This is a genomic window from Methylobacterium sp. AC433 (genome assembly GCF_979253015.1).
On record NZ_CEEDBN010000008.1, the window covers coordinates 14,391 to 30,226 of the forward strand.

Here is a 15,836-nt window from a genome sequence, read left to right on the forward strand (position 1 = left end):
CGCCGGTCGCCGGCCGTGCCTGGGCACGCCGCCGTCAGCGTTCGGACAACCGGCAGGCAGGCCGTCCCGGCTGCGGAAAGGGGAGCTCTTCATGCCCGTCCTCGTCGCCCTGATCGCCGTGGCCGCCGGCGTGCTGAACACCGTCCAGGCGGGGGCGAACACCACCCTGGCGCGGAGCTTGGGCCAGCCGATCCTGGCCGCCTTCGTGGTGACGGGGGCCAACGCGGCGGTCTATCTGCTGGCGCTGCCCTTCGTCGGGCTCGCCTGGCCCGGGACGGCGCGGCTCGCGGGCGTGCCCTGGTGGGCCTGGGCGGGGTCTACGTGCTGGCGATGATCTTCCTGGCAGAGCGCCTGGGCGCGGCGATCTTCACCGGCCTCACCGTGACGGCGGCCATCGTGACCTCGACGCTGCTCGACCATTACGGATGGCTCGGCTTCGCCCAGCACACGGCGGGACTCGGGCGCATCCTCGGCTGCCTGCTGATGGTCGGCGGCCTGGTGCTCGTCTCGCTGTCCTGAGGAGGGTCGTCGAAGCGGCGGGCAGGCTTCCGGGGAAGCCGGCTTCGAGGGAAATGGTGGGCGCGACAGGGATCGAACCTGTGACCCTTCGCGTGTGAAGCGAATGCTCTCCCGCTGAGCTACGCACCCGGACCGAGGGCCTTCTAGGGCGAGGGGCGCGGCGGCGTCAAGCGCTGATCGGCAGGTTCTGCGCCGGCTTCCGTGCGCGGGGTCCCGAGCCGGAGCAGGATCACCACGGGCACCAGCCCGACCGCGACGATGAGGAGGGCCGCCACGGTTCCGTCCTCGTAGGTGCCGCGCGCGGCCTCGCCGTAGAGGTGGGTCGCCAGGGTCTCGACGTTGAGGGGGCGCAGCAGCAGGGTCGCGGGCAGTTCCTTGACGCAGTCGACGAAGACCAGGAGCGCGCCGCTCAGCACCGCCGGCCAGGCCAGGGGAAGCTGGACCCGCCACAGGGTGGCGCCCGGCCCGCGCCCGAGCATCCGCCCGGCATCGGGCAGGCTGCGGGGCACGCGGGCCAGGCCGGCCTCGCAGGTGCCGATGCTGACCGCGAGGAAGCGCACGAGGTAGGCGGTGACGAGGGCGCCCCCGGTGCCGAGGCCGATCAGGGCCGGGGCGACCCCGAAGAGCCGCGTCGTCCCGGCCGAGAGGGCGGTGTCGGCGAGGGCCAGGGGGCCGAGGAGGCCGATGGCCAGGATCGCGCCCGGCAGGGCGTAGCCGAGGCTCGCCACCCGGATCAGCGCCTCGCCCCAGCGGCGCGGGACGAGGCGCGGACCCGCCGCCACCACGAAGCCGATGGCGGCGGCGATCACGGTCGCGGCGCCCGCATAGAGCAGGGTATGGCCGATCTCGGGGAGGATCGTCTCCGGCAGGCCGCTGCGCCACACCCGACGCAGGGCCGCCTGCACGAGGTAGCTCGCCGGGATCACGAAGCCGATCGCCACGGGCACGAGCCCGAGGGCCAGGGCGGCCCCGGCGCGCGCCCCCGTCAGGCGCTGCCGGGCGAGGCGGCGCGGGCGCTGGGCGCCTCCCGAGAACCCGCGTCCGGCCCGGGCCCAGCGCTCCAGGGCCACCAGGGCGACGACGGCCACCAGCATGACGAGGGCGATCTGGGCCGCGCCGGCGAGGTCCGAGCGGTTCACCCAGGTGGCGTAGACCTGGACCGTGAGGGTGCGCACCCCGAGGAATTCCGCCGCGCCGATGTCGTTCAGGGCCTCCATCAGGGCGAGGCTCGCTCCGAGGGCGATGGCCGGGCGCGCCATCGGCAGGGCGACCCGCAGGAAGATCGCCGAGGGCCGGCGCCCGAGCATCCGGGCCGCCTCGATGAGGTTGGCGGCCTGCATCAGGAACAGCGCCCGGGTCGGCAGGTAGACATAAGGGTAGAGCACGAAGCCGAGGAGCAGGATGCAGCCGGGCAGCGAGCGGATCTCGGGCAGCACGAGATCGCGCGGGCGGGCATAGCCGAGGAGGTCGCGCAAGGTGGTCTGCACCGGGCCGATCGGATGCATCAGGTCGAGATACGCGAAGGCGACGATGTAGGTCGGCACCGCCATCGGCAGCAGCAGCCCCGCCTCGAGGAGGCGCCGGCCGGGAAAGTCGTAGGCCGCCACGAGCCAGGCGGAGCCCGCCCCGAGCACCACCACCAGCACGCCGACGCCGGCCAGCAGAAGGGCGGTGTCGCGCAGGGCCTGCGGCAGCACGTGGGCGACGAGGTGCGGCCACAGCGCCGCGCCCGCCCCGTCCCCGATCCCGTCCCCCGCCGCGACCACGAGGGCGACGACCGGGCTCAGCACCAGGGCGCAGAGCCCCAGGGCGGCCGCGCTCCAGGCGAGTCCGCGGGGTCGGCCGAGGAGCGGCAGGGCGGGGACGGCCGCGGTCATGCGGGTCTCAAGGGCGTTTTTCGCAAGACCGAGGCGCGGGCCGCCCTCAGTGATCGAACCCCACCGTGTCGAGGAGGAGGCTCGCCGCCTTGCGGTTGCGGGCGATCTCCACCAGCGGCACGGAATCGATGGTCAGGGGACCCAGCGCCGTGAGGAGCGGGTCGATCGGTGCGCCGGCCTTCACCGGGTACTCGTAATCGGCCTTGGCGTAGAGCCCCTGCGCCTCGTCGGAGACGAGGTATTCGAGGAGCTTGACCGCCTCGTCGCGGTTGGGGGCGTTCTTGGCCACCACCGCACCGGAGACGTTCAAGTGGGTGCCGCCGCCCGCGAAGGTCGGCATCACCACCTTGATGCCCTCGCCCCACTTCTGCTGCTCGGGGCCGCCGCGGCCGGAGCGCATCAGGCCGACATAGTAGGAATTGCCGAGGCCGATCTCGCAGGTATCGGCGAGGATGTCGCGGGCGACGTCGCGGTCGCCGCCGGCGGGCTTGCGGGCGAGGTTGGCCTTCAGGGCGCGCAGCCAGGCCTCGGTCTTCTCCGGCCCGTGCTTTACGAGATGATGGGCGATGAGCGCCGTGTTGTAGGGGTGCTGGCCCGAGCGCAGGCAGAGGCCGCCCTTCCATTTCGGATCGGCCAGCCCCTCGTAGGTGATGGCCTTGAGGTCGGCGAGGTCCTTGTCGGCGTAGAGCACGCGGGCCCGCATGGAGAGGGCGAACCAGCGCCCCTCGGCATCGCGCAGGGTGGCGGGCACCGCCGCCTCCAGCACGCCCGAGCGCACCGGCTGGGCGAGGTCGCGGTCGACAAGGTCGATGAGGTTGCCGACGTCCACGGTCATCAGCACGTCGGCCTTGGCGCGGGCGCCCTCTGCCGCCACGCGCTCGGCCAGCCCCTTCTCGACGAAGACCGTGTTGACGGTGACGCCGCTCTTGGCGGTGAACGCGTCGAGCAGGAGCCGGATCAGGCCGGGCTCGCGGGTGGTGTAGAGGTTCACCTCGGCCGCCGAGGCCGTCCCGATCAGGGCTGCCAGCGCGAAGCCCGCGAACCCGATTGCCTTGATCCCACCCGCCATGGTCGACACCCTTCACGTTCGAACGTGGCGGGTGTTCAGAAGCATCGGCGAGAAAAACACAAGCGCGATGTTCTGGACTTAAAACAATTCAAAACTAAAGCCGCGCACTCAACAGAACTTCGCGCCCCGTCCATCTTTTAATCCGCCTCCCGCGCAAAAATAAAGCAGCGCTGCGGGTCGAAGGTCAGGCCCACCGTCTCGCCCGCACGATGCGGGTCGTCCGCGCAGACGGGCAGGCGCAGGAGCTCGGGGAGGCCCTCCACCGCCAGGGTCAGGAGGGCGCCCGCTCCGAGGAAGCGGCGCGCACGCACCACGGCCCGGAGGGGCGCGCCCGGCGCATCGAGGCGGATCGCCTCCGGGCGCAGGCCGAGGGTGATGGCGGCGCCCTCCGCCTGGCCCGGCGTCGGGACGGGCCCGAACGGCGTCGCCACGGCGCCGTCGCGGCAGGTGCCGTCGAACTCGACGCAATCGCCGAAGAAGCGGGCCGCGAACCGCGTCGCGGGGCGAAGATACAGGTCCGGTCCGGTGCCGACCTGCACGATCCGTCCCCGCCGCATCAGGGCGATGCGGTCGGCGAATCCCAGGGCCTCCTCGGGGTCGTGGGTGACGAGGAGCGTGGTGGCGCCGCTGGCGCGCAGGACCGCCAGGGTGTCGTCGCGGACCCGGTCGCGGGTACGCCGGTCGAGATTCGAGAACGGCTCGTCGAGGAGGAGGACGCGCGGCCCCGGGGCCAGGGCGCGGGCCAGGGCCACGCGCTGGCTCTCGCCGCCCGAGAGCGTGCCGGGATAGCTCCTGGCCCGATCGGCGAGGCCGACCTGCTCCAGCCGGGCCTGCGCCAGGGCGCGGGCCTCGGCGGCGGGCTTCCCGTGCAGGCCGAAGCGGACGTTCTCGGCCACCGTGAGGTGGGGGAACAGGGCGTAGTCCTGGAACATCAGCCCGACGCCCCGCGCCTCGGGGGCGACGCCGCGGCCGCCCTCGCTCACCAGGGCGCCGTCGAGGCGGATCGTGCCCGTCTCCGGCTGCTCCAGCCCGGCGATGGCCCGCAGCAGCGTGCTCTTGCCGCAACCGGAATCGCCGAGCAGGGCGAGGATCTCGCCGGGCCGGACCTGGAGCGAGACGTCCGCGAGCGCCCGCACCGCGCCGAAGCGCAGCCCGATGCCGCTCAGGTCGAGGCGCGGCGGGTCGATCGCTGAGGGCTCGGCAGGACGGGTCATCGGATCCGGGTCGATGCGGGGTTGCGCTGCTTAGGAGCCAATGCGGCTCGGAGGCAATCCACCTGCACCATCGCGTTGAGGCCCGGTTGCCCCTATATTCCGGTTATGTTCCGTCAAAGCCCCGCCCGATGCCCTGCGTCGCCGAGATCCTGATCCCGCTGGCGCTGGACAGCGCCTACAGCTACGCCGTGCCGGCCGGGCTCGACCTCTCGGTCGGCGATGTCGTGCAGATCCCCCTCGGGCCGCGCGAGACCGTGGGGGTGGTCTGGGGCGTGCGCCAGAGCCCCAGCGGCTCGAACCTGCGCCCGGTCACCGGCCGGATCGACGTGCCGGCCCTGCCGGATGCCCTGCGCGAGCTCGTCGACTGGCTCGCCCGCTACACCCTGGCGCCGAAGGGCTCGGCGCTCGCCATGGCCCTGCGCCTGCCCGACGAGGCCGCCCTCACCGAGACCGTGCGGGTCGGTGTCCGGGCCTCCGGCAAGGCCCCGTCCCGGCCGACAGCGGCGCGCACCAAGGTGCTGGCGGTGGCGGCCGACGGGGCAATGCGGGGCAAGAGCGCGCTCGCCAAGGAGGCCGGCGTCTCCCTGAGCGTCGTCGACGGCCTCATCGATGACGGTGCCCTGGAAGCGGTGGCCCTGGCGCCCGAGCCCGTCGCCCTGCCGCCGGACCCGGACCATGCCCGCGTGCCCCTGTCGGAGGCGCAGGAGGCGGCGGTGCGGGACCTCGTCGCGCTGATGAACCCAGGCCCCGACGCGCCGGCGCCCACGGACGCCATCGGCGATCCCCTGCCGGCGCCCGCCGCCCCGTACGGCAAGGTGCCGCCGCCGGGGGCCGAGGCGAAGGCGCCCACCGTCCTGCTGGAGGGCGTCACCGGCTCGGGCAAGACGGAGGTGTATTTCGAGGCGGTGGCCGATTGCGTCCGCCGCGGCCATCAGGCCCTGATCCTGATGCCCGAGATCGCCCTGACGGCGCAGTTCCTCGACCGCTTCGCCGAGCGCTTCGGCGCGCGCCCGGCGGCCTGGCACTCGGGCATCGGGGCTAAGCGCCGCGAGCGCATCCGGGCCGGGGTCACGGCGGGCGAGATCGCCGTGGTGGTGGGCGCGCGCTCGGCCCTGTTCCTGCCCTTCGCCGACCTCGGCCTCATCGTCGTCGACGAGGAGCACGAGGCCGCCTACAAGCAGGAGGACGGGGTGCACTACCACGCCCGCGACATGGCGGTGGTGCGCGGGCGGATCGAGAACTGCCCGGTGGTGCTGGCCTCCGCGACCCCTTCCATCGAGACCCGGGTCAATGCCGAGCGGGGCCGCTACCGCCGCATCGCCCTGCCCGAGCGCTTCGGCGGCCGGCGCCTGCCCGACATCGCCGCCATCGACATGCGGGCCGACAAGCCCGAGCGCGGACGCTTCATCGCGCCGGCCCTGGTCGCGGCCGTGCGGGAGACCGTGGATTCGGGCGACCAGGCCCTGCTCTTCCTCAACCGGCGGGGCTACGCCCCCCTCACCCTGTGCCGGGCCTGCGGCCACCGCTACCAGTGCCGCAACTGCTCGACCTGGCTGGTGGAGCACCGCTTCCGCCGGGCGCTCGTCTGCCACCAGTGCGGCTATGCCGAGCGGCGCCCGGATTCCTGCTCGGAATGCGGCACCTTCGACAACCTCACCCCCTGCGGCCCCGGGGTGGAGCGCATCGCCGAGGAGGTGGCCGAGCTCTTCCCGGAGAAGCGCGTCATCGTCCTGTCGAGCGACTTTCCCGGCGGGGCCGAGCGCCTGCGGGCCGAACTCCAGACGGTGGCGGAGGGCGGCTGCGACATCGTCATCGGCACGCAGCTCGTGGCCAAGGGCCACAACTTCCCGCACCTGACCCTGGTCGGCGTCCTCGACGCCGATATCGGCCTGACCTCCGGCGACCCGCGGGCGGCCGAGCGCACCTTCCAGCTGCTGCAGCAGGTGACGGGGCGCGCCGGGCGCGGCGAGAAGCCGGGACGCGCCCTGCTCCAGACCTACCAGCCGGAGCACCCGGTGATCGCCGCGCTGCTCTCGGGGGATTCGGAGCGCTTCTACGAGGAGGAGATCGGCGCCCGCGAGGCCGCCGGCCTGCCGCCCTTCGGCCGCCTGGCGGCCCTCATCGTCTCGGCGAACGAGCGCGAGGTCGCCGAGGCCCACGGGCAGGCTCTGGCCCGGGCCGCCGAGCCGCCGGAGGGCGTGATGGTGCTGGGGCCGGCCGAGGCGCCGCTGGCGCTGATCCGCGGGCGCTATCGATTCCGGCTGCTGGTGAAGACCGAGCGCGCCGTCGACCTGCAGAGCTACCTGCGCGACTGGCTGGCGCGCGGCCCCAAGATTCGCGGCAACGTGAAGGTCGCCATCGACGTGGACCCGCAGAGTTTCCTATAACGCTGCTTCGACGTTCGCTCGGGTCGCGTTCGACCCTTCAGGAGTGCCACACGTGCTGACCTACACCAAGAAGCCGGATTCGAGCGTCGCCGAGATCGTGGTCGATGGCCAGATCACCGATGCCGAGATGAACACCGTGATCTCGGCCATGCAGGCCGACCTCGACAAGGGCGGCAAGATCAAGCTCCTGGAAGACGTGCGCGATTTCAAGGGCATGGAGCCGGCCGCCTTCTTCAAGGACCCGCGCTTCGGCCTCGCCATGATGAAGGGCGTCAGCCATGTCGCCCTGGTGACCGACGCCTCATGGCTGCGGATGATCGCCGACACCTTCGGCAAGGTCTCGCCGGCCCAGATCAAGACCTTCGACCGCGCGCATATCGACGAAGCGCGCCAGTGGCTGGCGGCCGCCTGACGAGAAGGGATGCCCAGGGGACGCGCGGCCGAGGCTCGCTCGCCTCGGGACGCGGTCCCGCCCGGCCCTACTCCGCCTGGGCGGTTCGCGTCGTGTGACGACGGGCCGTCCAGCGGCCCGAGCACAGGGACGAGACCTTCCAGGTGCCGCCGCCGCTCTGGGCCTGGAGCCGGCCCGAGACCGCGCCCGAGGCGGTGCCGTTCGAGACGTTGAGGCCGACCGTGCCGTCCGGCCCGACGCGGCCGTTCAGGGTGGCGCCGGCCGCCGCGGAGGTGAGGCGCACCTGCCCCTCCTGCACCGAGACCCCGTAGGTGTAGCGGCTGTCGCAGACCATGCCGCTCTCGGTGACGAGTTCCACCGACCAGGTCCCGTTGAAGTTTCCGCCGTCTCGGGCGGCGGCCGGGATCATCGCGGGCGAGGACAGGCCGGCTCCGAGCGCCAGAACCACCGCAACTTTGGACATGCATCATCCTTCGGCAATAAGCGTCCGCCCGAGCCGCGACCGCAGGGCGGCGCAACGGCTGTGCAAGCAGACGATGGAGTGAGAATGCCCTGATCATATCCGCCGAAGCGGCAAGATTATGACAGGCCCCACAATTCGATGATGAGACTTATTGCCGAGAGTGCCTGAACGGGCCATGACCGCGGCGGAGCTTGGCGTTATCGGTCGTAATACGCCTGCAATGCTTGGCGGTCGCGCGTGACCGGCAGGGCGAGCAGCGCCAGGACACGGGCCTTGTCCGGCGTGAGATCGTCGGCGAAGACCGCGCCGGCCGCGCGCAGCGTGCTGCCGCCGCCCTTGAAACCATAGACCGGGAGCGCCCGGCCGTGGGGAACCTGGCTCGCCACCACGACGGTGACGCCGGCGGCGATCGCCTCCACCACCGCGTCGTACAGGGCCTCGTTGACGTTGCCGAAGCCGTAGGCGGCGATCACCACGCCCTCGGCCCCGTCCGCCACGGCGTGGCGGAGCTGGAGCCCGTCGCCGCCGGCGGCCATCGCCACGATCTCGACGCGGGCGAGCCGGTCGGGCAGCGGCAGGGTCTGGCGGCGCAGGGACCTGCGGGCGAACACCACGCGGTCCTCGTCCACGTGGCCGAGGAAGCCGGCCTCGCCGGACTGGAAGGTCTCGACGTTGTTGGTGTGGGACTTGCGCACCTCGCGGGCCGCATTGATGTTGTGGTTGAGCGTCACCGTCACGCCCAGCCCCCGCAGATCTTCGCGCGCGCCCTGGGCCAGGATCTGCCGGATCGCGTTGAGGAGGTTGCGCGCCCCGTCGGCATCCGCCTCGGAGGCGTTGCGCTGTGCGCCCACCATCACCACAGGCTTGTCGCTCGCGAGCGTCAGGTCGAGGAAATAGGCGGTCTGGTCGAGGGTGTCGGTGCCGTGTAGGACGATCGCGCCCGCGATGTCCGAGCGCGCCAGCAGACCCGCCACCGTGCGGCTGAGGTCCGGCCAGAGGTCCGGGCCCATATAGGCGCTCGGCAGGTTGGCGAATTCCACCACCTCGATCCGCGCGAGGTCGCCGAGCCGCGGCACCGCGGCGGCGAGGTCGGCCCCCGTCAGGGCGGGGACCGGAGCCCCCGTGACGGGATCGTTCTTCATCGCGATGGTGCCGCCGGTGGCGACGATGGCGACGGTCGGACGATCGGTCATGCCGGCGGGCCCGGTCAGTCGGTCAGCGCGCGCGCCTCTTCCGGCAGCATGATCGGGATGCCGTCGCGGATCGGGTAGGCGAGGCGCGCCGAGCGGCTCACCAGTTCCTGGCGGCCGGCATCGTACTCGAGGGTGTCCTTCGTCAACGGGCAGACGAGGAGCTCGAGGAGCTTGGGGTCGACGCGGGTGGCCTCGACGGGGCTCGGGGTGTCATCGGCCATCTGGGGCGTATCCTTCGCGGAACATGGTCACTGCAGGGTGGGCTCGGAGCCCGACCCGCGCACCAACTCCATTTCGGTCACCGCAATCAAGACCTCGGCCCGCGTCTTGAGGTCCGCCGCCTCCAGCATGGCCTGCTTCTCGCGGGCGCCGAAGGGGCTCATCATGCAGAGGGCGTTGACGAGGGCCTCGTTGGGCGCCTCCTCAATGCCGGCCCAGTCGACCTTGAGGTCGTTGACCTCGACGAAGTCGCGCAGGGCCTTCAGCACGCCCTCGCGGTCCACGGCCTCCTCCCCCGCCCGCGCCTCGAAATCTGTGGCGAAGTCGTCGTAGGAGACCTGGCAGCGGCGGTAGCGGGTGGTGGTGGCGAGCTCGCTCTCGACCCGGAACCGGGCGATGCCGGTGAGCGAGATGAGGTAGCGCCCGTCGCCGGTCTCGGCGAACTGGGTGATCCGCCCGGCGCAGCCGACTCGGAAGAGCTTCGGCGTCATCGGCGACGAGCCGGCCTCCACGTCCGGCTGGATCATGCCGATGATCCGGTCGCTCCGCAGGGCGTCGTCGATCATGGCGAGGTAGCGCGGCTCGAAGATGTTCAGCGGCATCTGTCCGCGCGGCAGCAGCAGCGCACCGGGCAGCGGGAAGACCGGAATCACTCCGGGGCAGTCGGCCGGTCCCTTGTAGCCCGCATGCGTGCTCATCGTGTTCCCCTGCGGTTGGTTCGCGGCCTCACGCAAAGACCAGGGTCGACAGGCGTCGCCGCCCGCGGATCGAGGCCTTGTCCATCAGGCCCCAGGCCTCGAAGAAGGTGAGGAGCTGCTTGCGCGCCGCACCCTCGTTCCAGGTCCGGTCCCGGCGCTCGATCTCGATCAGCTGGTCCACCGCCTCGTCGCGCAGGTTGCGGCCGTTGAGGCCGAGCGCGAGGTCGAAGCGGGCCTGGAAATCGTTCGGGTCGGCCTCGATCCGGGCCTGGAAGGTGCCGAGGTCGCCGAGGGCCGCCGCCTGCTCGGCGAGCTCGATCGCCGCGCGCACGCTGGCGAGGCCGGCATGGGAGGCCTTCTCGGGCGGCGCCATCGCGACGAGCTGCTTGGCGTTCTCGAGGTCGCCGAGGTCGAGCTGGATCTTGGCGAGCGCCGCGATGGCGTCGACGTTCTCGGGCTCCTCGGCGAGCACGGCGGCGTAGAGCTGGGCGGCCTGCGCCACGTCACCGACGCCGAGGAGCGCCTCGGCCTCCGACATCGCCTCCTCGATCGGGGTCGGGCCGGCCGGGCCGGCGAGCCGCGCGATGAATTCCTTGATCTGGGCCTCGGGCACCGCCCCCATGAACCCGTCCACCGGCTGGCCCTTGTCAAAGGCGATCACGGCGGGAATCGACTGGATGCCGAGCTGGCCGGCGATGGAGGGATGCTCGTCGATGTTCATCTTGACGAGCTTCACCTTCCCGGCGGAGCCCTCGACGACCTTCTCCAGCACGGGGGCGAGCTGCTTGCACGGGCCGCACCACGGCGCCCAGAAGTCGACCAGCACGGGCTGCTGCATCGACTCGGCGATCACGTCCTGGCGGAAGCTCGCCGTGGTCACGTCCTTGGTGGTCCCGCCCGGCACCGGCGCATCGTTCAGCATAACGTCCTCAAGGCCTTCGTATGGATCCGTGGGAAGGTCCGGGTCTGGCCACCCATCCCGTCCTGCGTCAAGAGATGGGAACTCCGCGCGCTCGGACCAGAGCGGACGTCCACACGCGATCGCACCCGGGTCCCGGCCCGGCCCCTCTCCGGCTTCCTCCGGACGGGCTCGACACCGACCAGCGAGAGACCGGCCTCCCTAGCGAGGGGCGCTCCCGCCGGTCCGGCCCGCATCCGGCGCTTTGTCATCCGGCGTCCTGGCATCCGGCGTCCTGGCATCGGTCACGAAGACCCCCTGATAGGTGCCCTTGGCGGCGTTCGCCTCGCAGGTGATCGCGGTCTTGCCCGGCTCCGGCGTGCTGAAGGCGCAGGACCCGACGGCGACCAGCGGACCCTGGGCCACGCCGTCCTTCGTCGTCTCGCTCGGGATCACGAGGTTGATCGGCTGGAGCGGGTCGGTCTCCTCCGTGCGCTCCTGCTGGGCGCCGTTGCCGCTGAAGCTGAGCGCCCGGCCCTCGGCCGCGAAGTCGAAGCTCGTGCGGTTGCGCGAGACCGTGTTCATCAGCGTGTTCTTGCAGGTGCCCGAGACGTCCTTGCCGGCGATCACGAGCTTCTCGCAGCGGCCCTCGAGCTTGACGGCCGTCTGGGCGAGGGCGGGAGCGGCCGCGAGCAGCGGGGCGGCGGCGAGGACGAGGCGGGCGGTCGAGAGGCGCATCATGGTTCCGATGTAAGGCTGCGGGTCGGTTCGTCGAGGGTCTGCGGACGCGCAGGGTCCCGGGTTCTGGCGGGCCGGGTCCGGCATTCAGGCCGGGAAGCGCGCGGCGCGGTCGTTCGGGGCCTCGAAGTCGAGGGCCGGCCCGAGGGGCACGATGCGGGTCGGGTTGATGGTCGGGTGGCTCTCGTAATAGTGCCGCTTGATATGGCTGAGGTTCACCGTCCGGGCGACTCCCGGCAGGGCGTAGAGGTCGCGCAGGTAGTTCGACAGGTTGGGATAGTCGGCGATGCGCTGCCGGTTGCACTTGAAGTGCCCGACATAGACGGCGTCGAACCGCACCAGGGTGGTGAACAGGCGGATGTCCGCCTCCGTCAGCCGGTCGCCGCAGAGGTAGCGCGCCGCGTCGAGGCGGGCCTCCAGGGCGTCGAGCTCGGTAAACAGCGCGGTGAAGGCCTCGGCATAGGCGCCCGGATCGGTGGCGAAGCCCGCCTTGTAGACCCCGTTGTTCACGGCGTCGTAGACCCGGGCGTTGACCGCGTCGATCGCGTCCGCGAGATCGGCCGGGTAGAGGTCCGGCCCGGCGCTCCCGAAAGCGCCGTCGAGCATGCGGATGATCTCGGCCGACTCGTTCGACACGATGGCGCCGCGCCGCCTGTCCCACAGCACCGGCACGGTGACGCGGCCGGTGAAGCCGGGATCGTTCTTCAGGTAGACCTCGTACAGGCGGGTCGCGCCGTTGACCGTGTCGGGCGTGGCGCCGGGTGACTCGCCGAAGACCCAGCCCTCCCGGCCCATGTGCGGATCGACCACCGAGACCGAGATCGCCTCTTCCAGGCCCTTCAGGGCGCGCACGATCAGGGTGCGGTGGGCCCAGGGGCAGGCCAGCGAGACGTAGAGGTGGTAGCGCCCGGCCTCGGCCGGAAACCCGCCCTCCCCGCTCGGACCGGGGGATCCGTCGGCGGTGATCCAGTTCCGGAACTTGGCGTCCGTGCGCTTGAAGCGGCCGCCGGTCTCCTTGGTGTCGTACCAGGTATCCTGCCAGACGCCGTCGACGAGCAGCCCCATGATGCATCCTTCCCGCGATCCCGATGCGCGGGAAGATGGGCGCTCAGGCCTCGGCGGACAGTCCCTCCGGTGCGGCGGCGGGCGCGGCGGCCTCGAGGTGCTCGCCCTTCTGGTAGGTCGCGATGTCGAAGGTGTCGTCGGGCAGGCGGGTGACGAAGCGCTCGGCCATCTCGAACACGAGGAGATCCGGCCGCACGCGCTCGACGTAGCCCCAGTCGATGCTCGACGACCAGACGAAGTGAACCTCGCGGAAGCTCTCGGCCAGGATGCCGGTGAGCATGATCGGCGCGAAATGCGCGTAGGAATCGCCGAACAGCACCAGGGTGCGCGGATCGACGTCCGGCCGCTCGTTCCGGAAGCAGACATGGGCGCCGACATGCAGGTCCGGGGCGCGGCCGGCGGCCTCGTAGGCGGCCACCAGCGGGCTCGCATAGGTCCGGTGGGCGTCGCGGTCGAGCACCGCGTGGCTCGCCGTCTCGATCGGCTTCTCCAGGATCTTCTCGCCCAGGTCGCGCACCCGGGTGGTCTCGTAGCGCTCGCGGGCGTCGAGATCGGCCGGGGGCACGGCGCCGCAGGCCCGCATCAGCACCCCGTAGGCGAGGCGGCAGCCCTCGTAGTTCCAGTGGGTGTCGGTGCGATAGTAGAGCGGCACCGCGCCGTCGCGCGCGGCCCGCATCGGCGCCAGCAGGTCGACGTAGTGGGGATCGTTGATCAGGCGCCGGGCCAGCACCCGGGTGGGCGCCTGGCGCGGATCGAAGCGCAGGTCCTGGGTCCGGTCGTCGTAGACCGACAGCTTCTCGGGCACGACGACGTGGACGTAGCGGATGCCGAGCGCCCGGGCCCGGGCGGCCCGCGCCTCAATGAGCCTGACCCAGCCGCGCAGGCGCCACCACCGGGACAGGGTGGCGCGGTACTGCTCGAGGACACCGTTCGTGCCTCCGATCAGGAAGAGCCAGCCCTCGCGCCCCACATGGACGATTTCCCGGTGTTTGCGCCGCATCGGGGCTCTCTAGCCGGCCCGGGCGGCCCTGAACAGGCCGCGCGGTGGGCCCGAGTCGCGGGCCCGGGTCCTGGACGCGCCTCCCGCCCGCGCCATCTCCCTGCCTCACGCCGGATCGGACCATGACAGACCGCACGCCCACGCCCGACCCGCTGATCCTCACGCTCGCGATGGATCCCGATACCTTCGCGCGGTTCGACGCCCTGCGCCGCCGGCATTTCCCGCAGGCGCTCAACCACATCCCCGCCCACGCGACCCTGTTCCACCACCTGCCCGGTCCCACCGAGCCCGGCATCGTCGAGACCCTGTCGGCGATGACCCGGACCCAGGCGCCCCCCGAGGTCGCCGTCACCGGCCTGCGCTTCATCGGGCGCGGCGTCGCCTTCGTGCTCGCCTCCGACGCCCTCTCGGCCTTCCGGGCGCGGCTCGCCGACGCCTTCGAGACCTCGAGCGAGGGGCTGACCGCGCAGGACCGGCAGGGCTGGCGCCCGCACGTCACGGTGCAGAACAAGGTCGATCCCGCCACCGCCCGCGCGCTCCACGCCGCCCTGGAGGCGGAGTTCGTGCCCTTCCGCTTCACCGCGCCCGGCCTGCTGCTCTGGCGCTACCTCGGCGGCCCCTGGGAGCGACGCGCCAGTTTCGCGTTCGGGTAGCGCCGAGCCCGCTCCGATGAAGGCCGCCCGGATGATGGAGGCGGCACGGATGGAGACCGCCCCGCCGATCCGCTATGCCGGGCCGATCCGGCTCCCCCAACGACGCATTCGCGAAGACGCCCGCATGAAAGCCCTGCCCTCCGGCTACCGCAACAATCCGCTCGTGACCCGGGCCAATGCCTTGCGCCTGGCCCTGCGCCTCAACGAGGTCGGCCCGGTCCTGGCGCTGCTGGCGGTGAGCCTCCTCGGCTACGGCTTCTTCGCCCTGGCCAACGAGGTCGGCGAGGGCTCGACCGAGGCGCTGGACCGCAAGGTCCTGCTGGCCCTGCGCAACCCGGCCGACCTCTCCGACCCGATCGGACCGCGCTGGCTCGAGGAGACCATGCGCGACATCACCGGACTCGGCAGCGTCTTCACCATCGTGTTCGTGACCACGGCGGCCTGCGCCTACCTGGCGATGACCGGGCGCCGGCGCATTGCCGTGTTCGTGATCGCCGCCATCGGCGGCGGCGAGATCGCCTCGACGGTGCTCAAGCTGTTCTACCACCGGCCCCGCCCCGACCTCGTGCCGCACGGGATGGAGGTGTTCACCGCGAGCTTCCCCAGTGGCCACGCGATGATGTCGGCCATCGCCTACCTCACCCTGGCGAGCCTGATCGCCCGCGTGGACCGGCAGCGCGGAGTGAAGATCCTCGTGCTCACCGTCGGCGTCTCGATGACGCTGCTGGTGGGCGTCAGCCGGATCTATCTCGGGGTGCACTGGCCGAGCGACGTGGTCGCCGGCTGGTGCGTCGGGGCCGCCTGGGCCGCCCTGTGCTGGTTCGTGGCCCTCGTCCTGCAGCAGCGCGGGGAGGTCGAGGCCCCGACCCGGCATGGGGAGCCGGAGCGGACGCCTTAACCATAGCGTCGGATTTTGCGGCCCGTGCCGCCCGCGGGAGGGCACCGACCCCTCACAACCATGTTATTGAAGGATACAACCTCCGGAGATGAACCCATGTTTCTGGGACAGCAGGAACGGCGCGCCGGACAGCGGCTGCGGAGCCTCCTCGGCGCGGATATCCGCATCGCCTCGTTTGCCTCCGATACCGCCTGCCTGGTGCGCGACAGCGGTCCGGACGGTCTCCGTCTCGCCTTGAGCGACGGCGTGCCCCTGCCGGAGATCTTCGATCTCCACATCCGCAAGACCCGAGAGACGCGGGCGGTGCGCCTGATCTGGCGCGGCGACGACTGCGTCGGCGTCCGGTTCGTGCCAGACCCGCCCGCCGCGGTGCCGATCCCCATCGGCCTGATGCGCGACCTTCGGGCGGCGCGCGCGGAGATCGAGTCGCTGCGGGCCCGCCTGGCCGCGCGGGGCGACGAGGCCTGAGCGCCCCAGCGGTCCGGTGGCGCAGGCCCCGGAACCGCCGGAACCGCGTTTCTCGCCGTGACGTT

Annotated in this window: 16 protein-coding genes, 1 tRNA gene and 1 pseudogene; 6 read left to right on the forward strand and 12 right to left on the reverse strand. The window is 71.9% G+C overall.

Annotated elements, in window-relative coordinates; translation table 11 throughout:
• The first annotated feature begins 91 nt into the window (after positions 1–91).
• Positions 92–519: pseudogene (locus AC0IWM_RS13200) on the forward strand (DMT family transporter).
• 54 nt (positions 520–573) lie between these two features.
• On the opposite strand, the gene AC0IWM_RS13205 reads toward AC0IWM_RS13200, so the two are convergent.
• From AC0IWM_RS13205 to AC0IWM_RS13220, 4 genes are all read right to left on the reverse strand, one after another.
• Positions 574–648 (reverse strand) — tRNA-Val (locus AC0IWM_RS13205).
• 14 nt (positions 649–662) lie between these two features.
• The gene (locus AC0IWM_RS13210) at positions 663–2,396 is read right to left on the reverse strand and encodes an ABC transporter permease (protein WP_471755654.1); all 1,734 of its coding nucleotides are present in this window, start codon (positions 2,394–2,396) and stop codon (positions 663–665) included.
• A 46-nt stretch (positions 2,397–2,442) separates the two neighbouring features.
• The gene (locus tag AC0IWM_RS13215; protein WP_471755656.1) at positions 2,443–3,465 is read right to left on the reverse strand and encodes an extracellular solute-binding protein; all 1,023 of its coding nucleotides are present in this window, start codon (positions 3,463–3,465) and stop codon (positions 2,443–2,445) included.
• Positions 3,466–3,602: 137 nt separating this feature from the next.
• Entirely contained in the window at positions 3,603–4,679 is a 1,077-nt protein-coding gene (locus AC0IWM_RS13220) for an ABC transporter ATP-binding protein (protein WP_471755658.1), read from the reverse strand.
• 128 nt (positions 4,680–4,807) lie between these two features.
• On the opposite strand from AC0IWM_RS13220, the gene AC0IWM_RS13225 reads away from it, so the two are divergent.
• Together AC0IWM_RS13225 and AC0IWM_RS13230 are read left to right on the forward strand one after the other, a co-directional pair.
• Positions 4,808–7,066: a primosomal protein N' gene (locus AC0IWM_RS13225; protein WP_471755660.1), complete on the forward strand. Its 2,259-nt coding sequence runs from the start codon at positions 4,808–4,810 to the stop codon at positions 7,064–7,066.
• 52 nt (positions 7,067–7,118) lie between these two features.
• On the forward strand, positions 7,119–7,478 hold the full coding sequence (locus AC0IWM_RS13230) for a SpoIIAA family protein (protein ID WP_056476984.1): 360 nt from the start codon (positions 7,119–7,121) through the stop codon (positions 7,476–7,478).
• A gap of 67 nt (positions 7,479–7,545) precedes the next feature.
• On the opposite strand, the gene AC0IWM_RS13235 is transcribed toward AC0IWM_RS13230, so the two are convergent.
• The 8 genes from AC0IWM_RS13235 to AC0IWM_RS13270 all read right to left on the reverse strand — a co-directional run bounded on the left by AC0IWM_RS13235 (position 7,546) and on the right by AC0IWM_RS13270 (position 13,752).
• Positions 7,546–7,941: a hypothetical protein gene (locus AC0IWM_RS13235; protein ID WP_056476981.1), complete on the reverse strand. Its 396-nt coding sequence runs from the start codon at positions 7,939–7,941 to the stop codon at positions 7,546–7,548.
• 197 nt (positions 7,942–8,138) lie between these two features.
• On the reverse strand, positions 8,139–9,134 hold the full coding sequence (locus AC0IWM_RS13240) for an asparaginase (RefSeq protein WP_471755662.1): 996 nt from the start codon (positions 9,132–9,134) through the stop codon (positions 8,139–8,141).
• A gap of 14 nt (positions 9,135–9,148) precedes the next feature.
• Positions 9,149–9,355, reverse strand: coding sequence for a Trm112 family protein (locus AC0IWM_RS13245; RefSeq protein ID WP_056476974.1), 207 nt, complete (start codon positions 9,353–9,355; stop codon positions 9,149–9,151).
• Between the two features lie 27 nt (positions 9,356–9,382).
• Positions 9,383–10,051 carry an LON peptidase substrate-binding domain-containing protein gene (locus AC0IWM_RS13250; RefSeq protein ID WP_471755664.1) on the reverse strand — a complete coding sequence of 223 codons (669 nt, stop codon included), beginning with the start codon at positions 10,049–10,051 and terminating at the stop codon, positions 9,383–9,385.
• Positions 10,052–10,079: 28 nt separating this feature from the next.
• Positions 10,080–10,973 carry a thioredoxin gene (trxA, locus tag AC0IWM_RS13255; RefSeq protein ID WP_471755666.1) on the reverse strand — a complete coding sequence of 298 codons (894 nt, stop codon included), beginning with the start codon at positions 10,971–10,973 and terminating at the stop codon, positions 10,080–10,082.
• A 198-nt stretch (positions 10,974–11,171) separates the two neighbouring features.
• Positions 11,172–11,690: a hypothetical protein gene (locus AC0IWM_RS13260; RefSeq protein WP_471755668.1), complete on the reverse strand. Its 519-nt coding sequence runs from the start codon at positions 11,688–11,690 to the stop codon at positions 11,172–11,174.
• Positions 11,691–11,774: 84 nt separating this feature from the next.
• Entirely contained in the window at positions 11,775–12,752 is a 978-nt protein-coding gene (locus tag AC0IWM_RS13265) for a glutathione S-transferase family protein (RefSeq protein ID WP_471755670.1), read from the reverse strand.
• 43 nt (positions 12,753–12,795) lie between these two features.
• On the reverse strand, positions 12,796–13,752 hold the full coding sequence (locus AC0IWM_RS13270) for an alginate O-acetyltransferase AlgX-related protein (RefSeq protein ID WP_471755672.1): 957 nt from the start codon (positions 13,750–13,752) through the stop codon (positions 12,796–12,798).
• Between the two features lie 122 nt (positions 13,753–13,874).
• On the opposite strand from AC0IWM_RS13270, the gene AC0IWM_RS13275 reads away from it, so the two are divergent.
• The 3 genes from AC0IWM_RS13275 to AC0IWM_RS13285 all read left to right on the forward strand — a co-directional run bounded on the left by AC0IWM_RS13275 (position 13,875) and on the right by AC0IWM_RS13285 (position 15,771).
• A complete protein-coding gene (locus AC0IWM_RS13275) occupies positions 13,875–14,405 on the forward strand; it encodes a 2'-5' RNA ligase family protein (protein WP_471755674.1) in 531 nt (176 codons plus the stop codon).
• Positions 14,406–14,529: 124 nt separating this feature from the next.
• Positions 14,530–15,303: a phosphatase PAP2 family protein gene (locus tag AC0IWM_RS13280; protein ID WP_471755893.1), complete on the forward strand. Its 774-nt coding sequence runs from the start codon at positions 14,530–14,532 to the stop codon at positions 15,301–15,303.
• Positions 15,304–15,399: 96 nt separating this feature from the next.
• Entirely contained in the window at positions 15,400–15,771 is a 372-nt protein-coding gene (locus AC0IWM_RS13285; RefSeq protein ID WP_471755676.1) for a hypothetical protein, read from the forward strand.
• Positions 15,772–15,836: the final 65 nt, after the last annotated feature.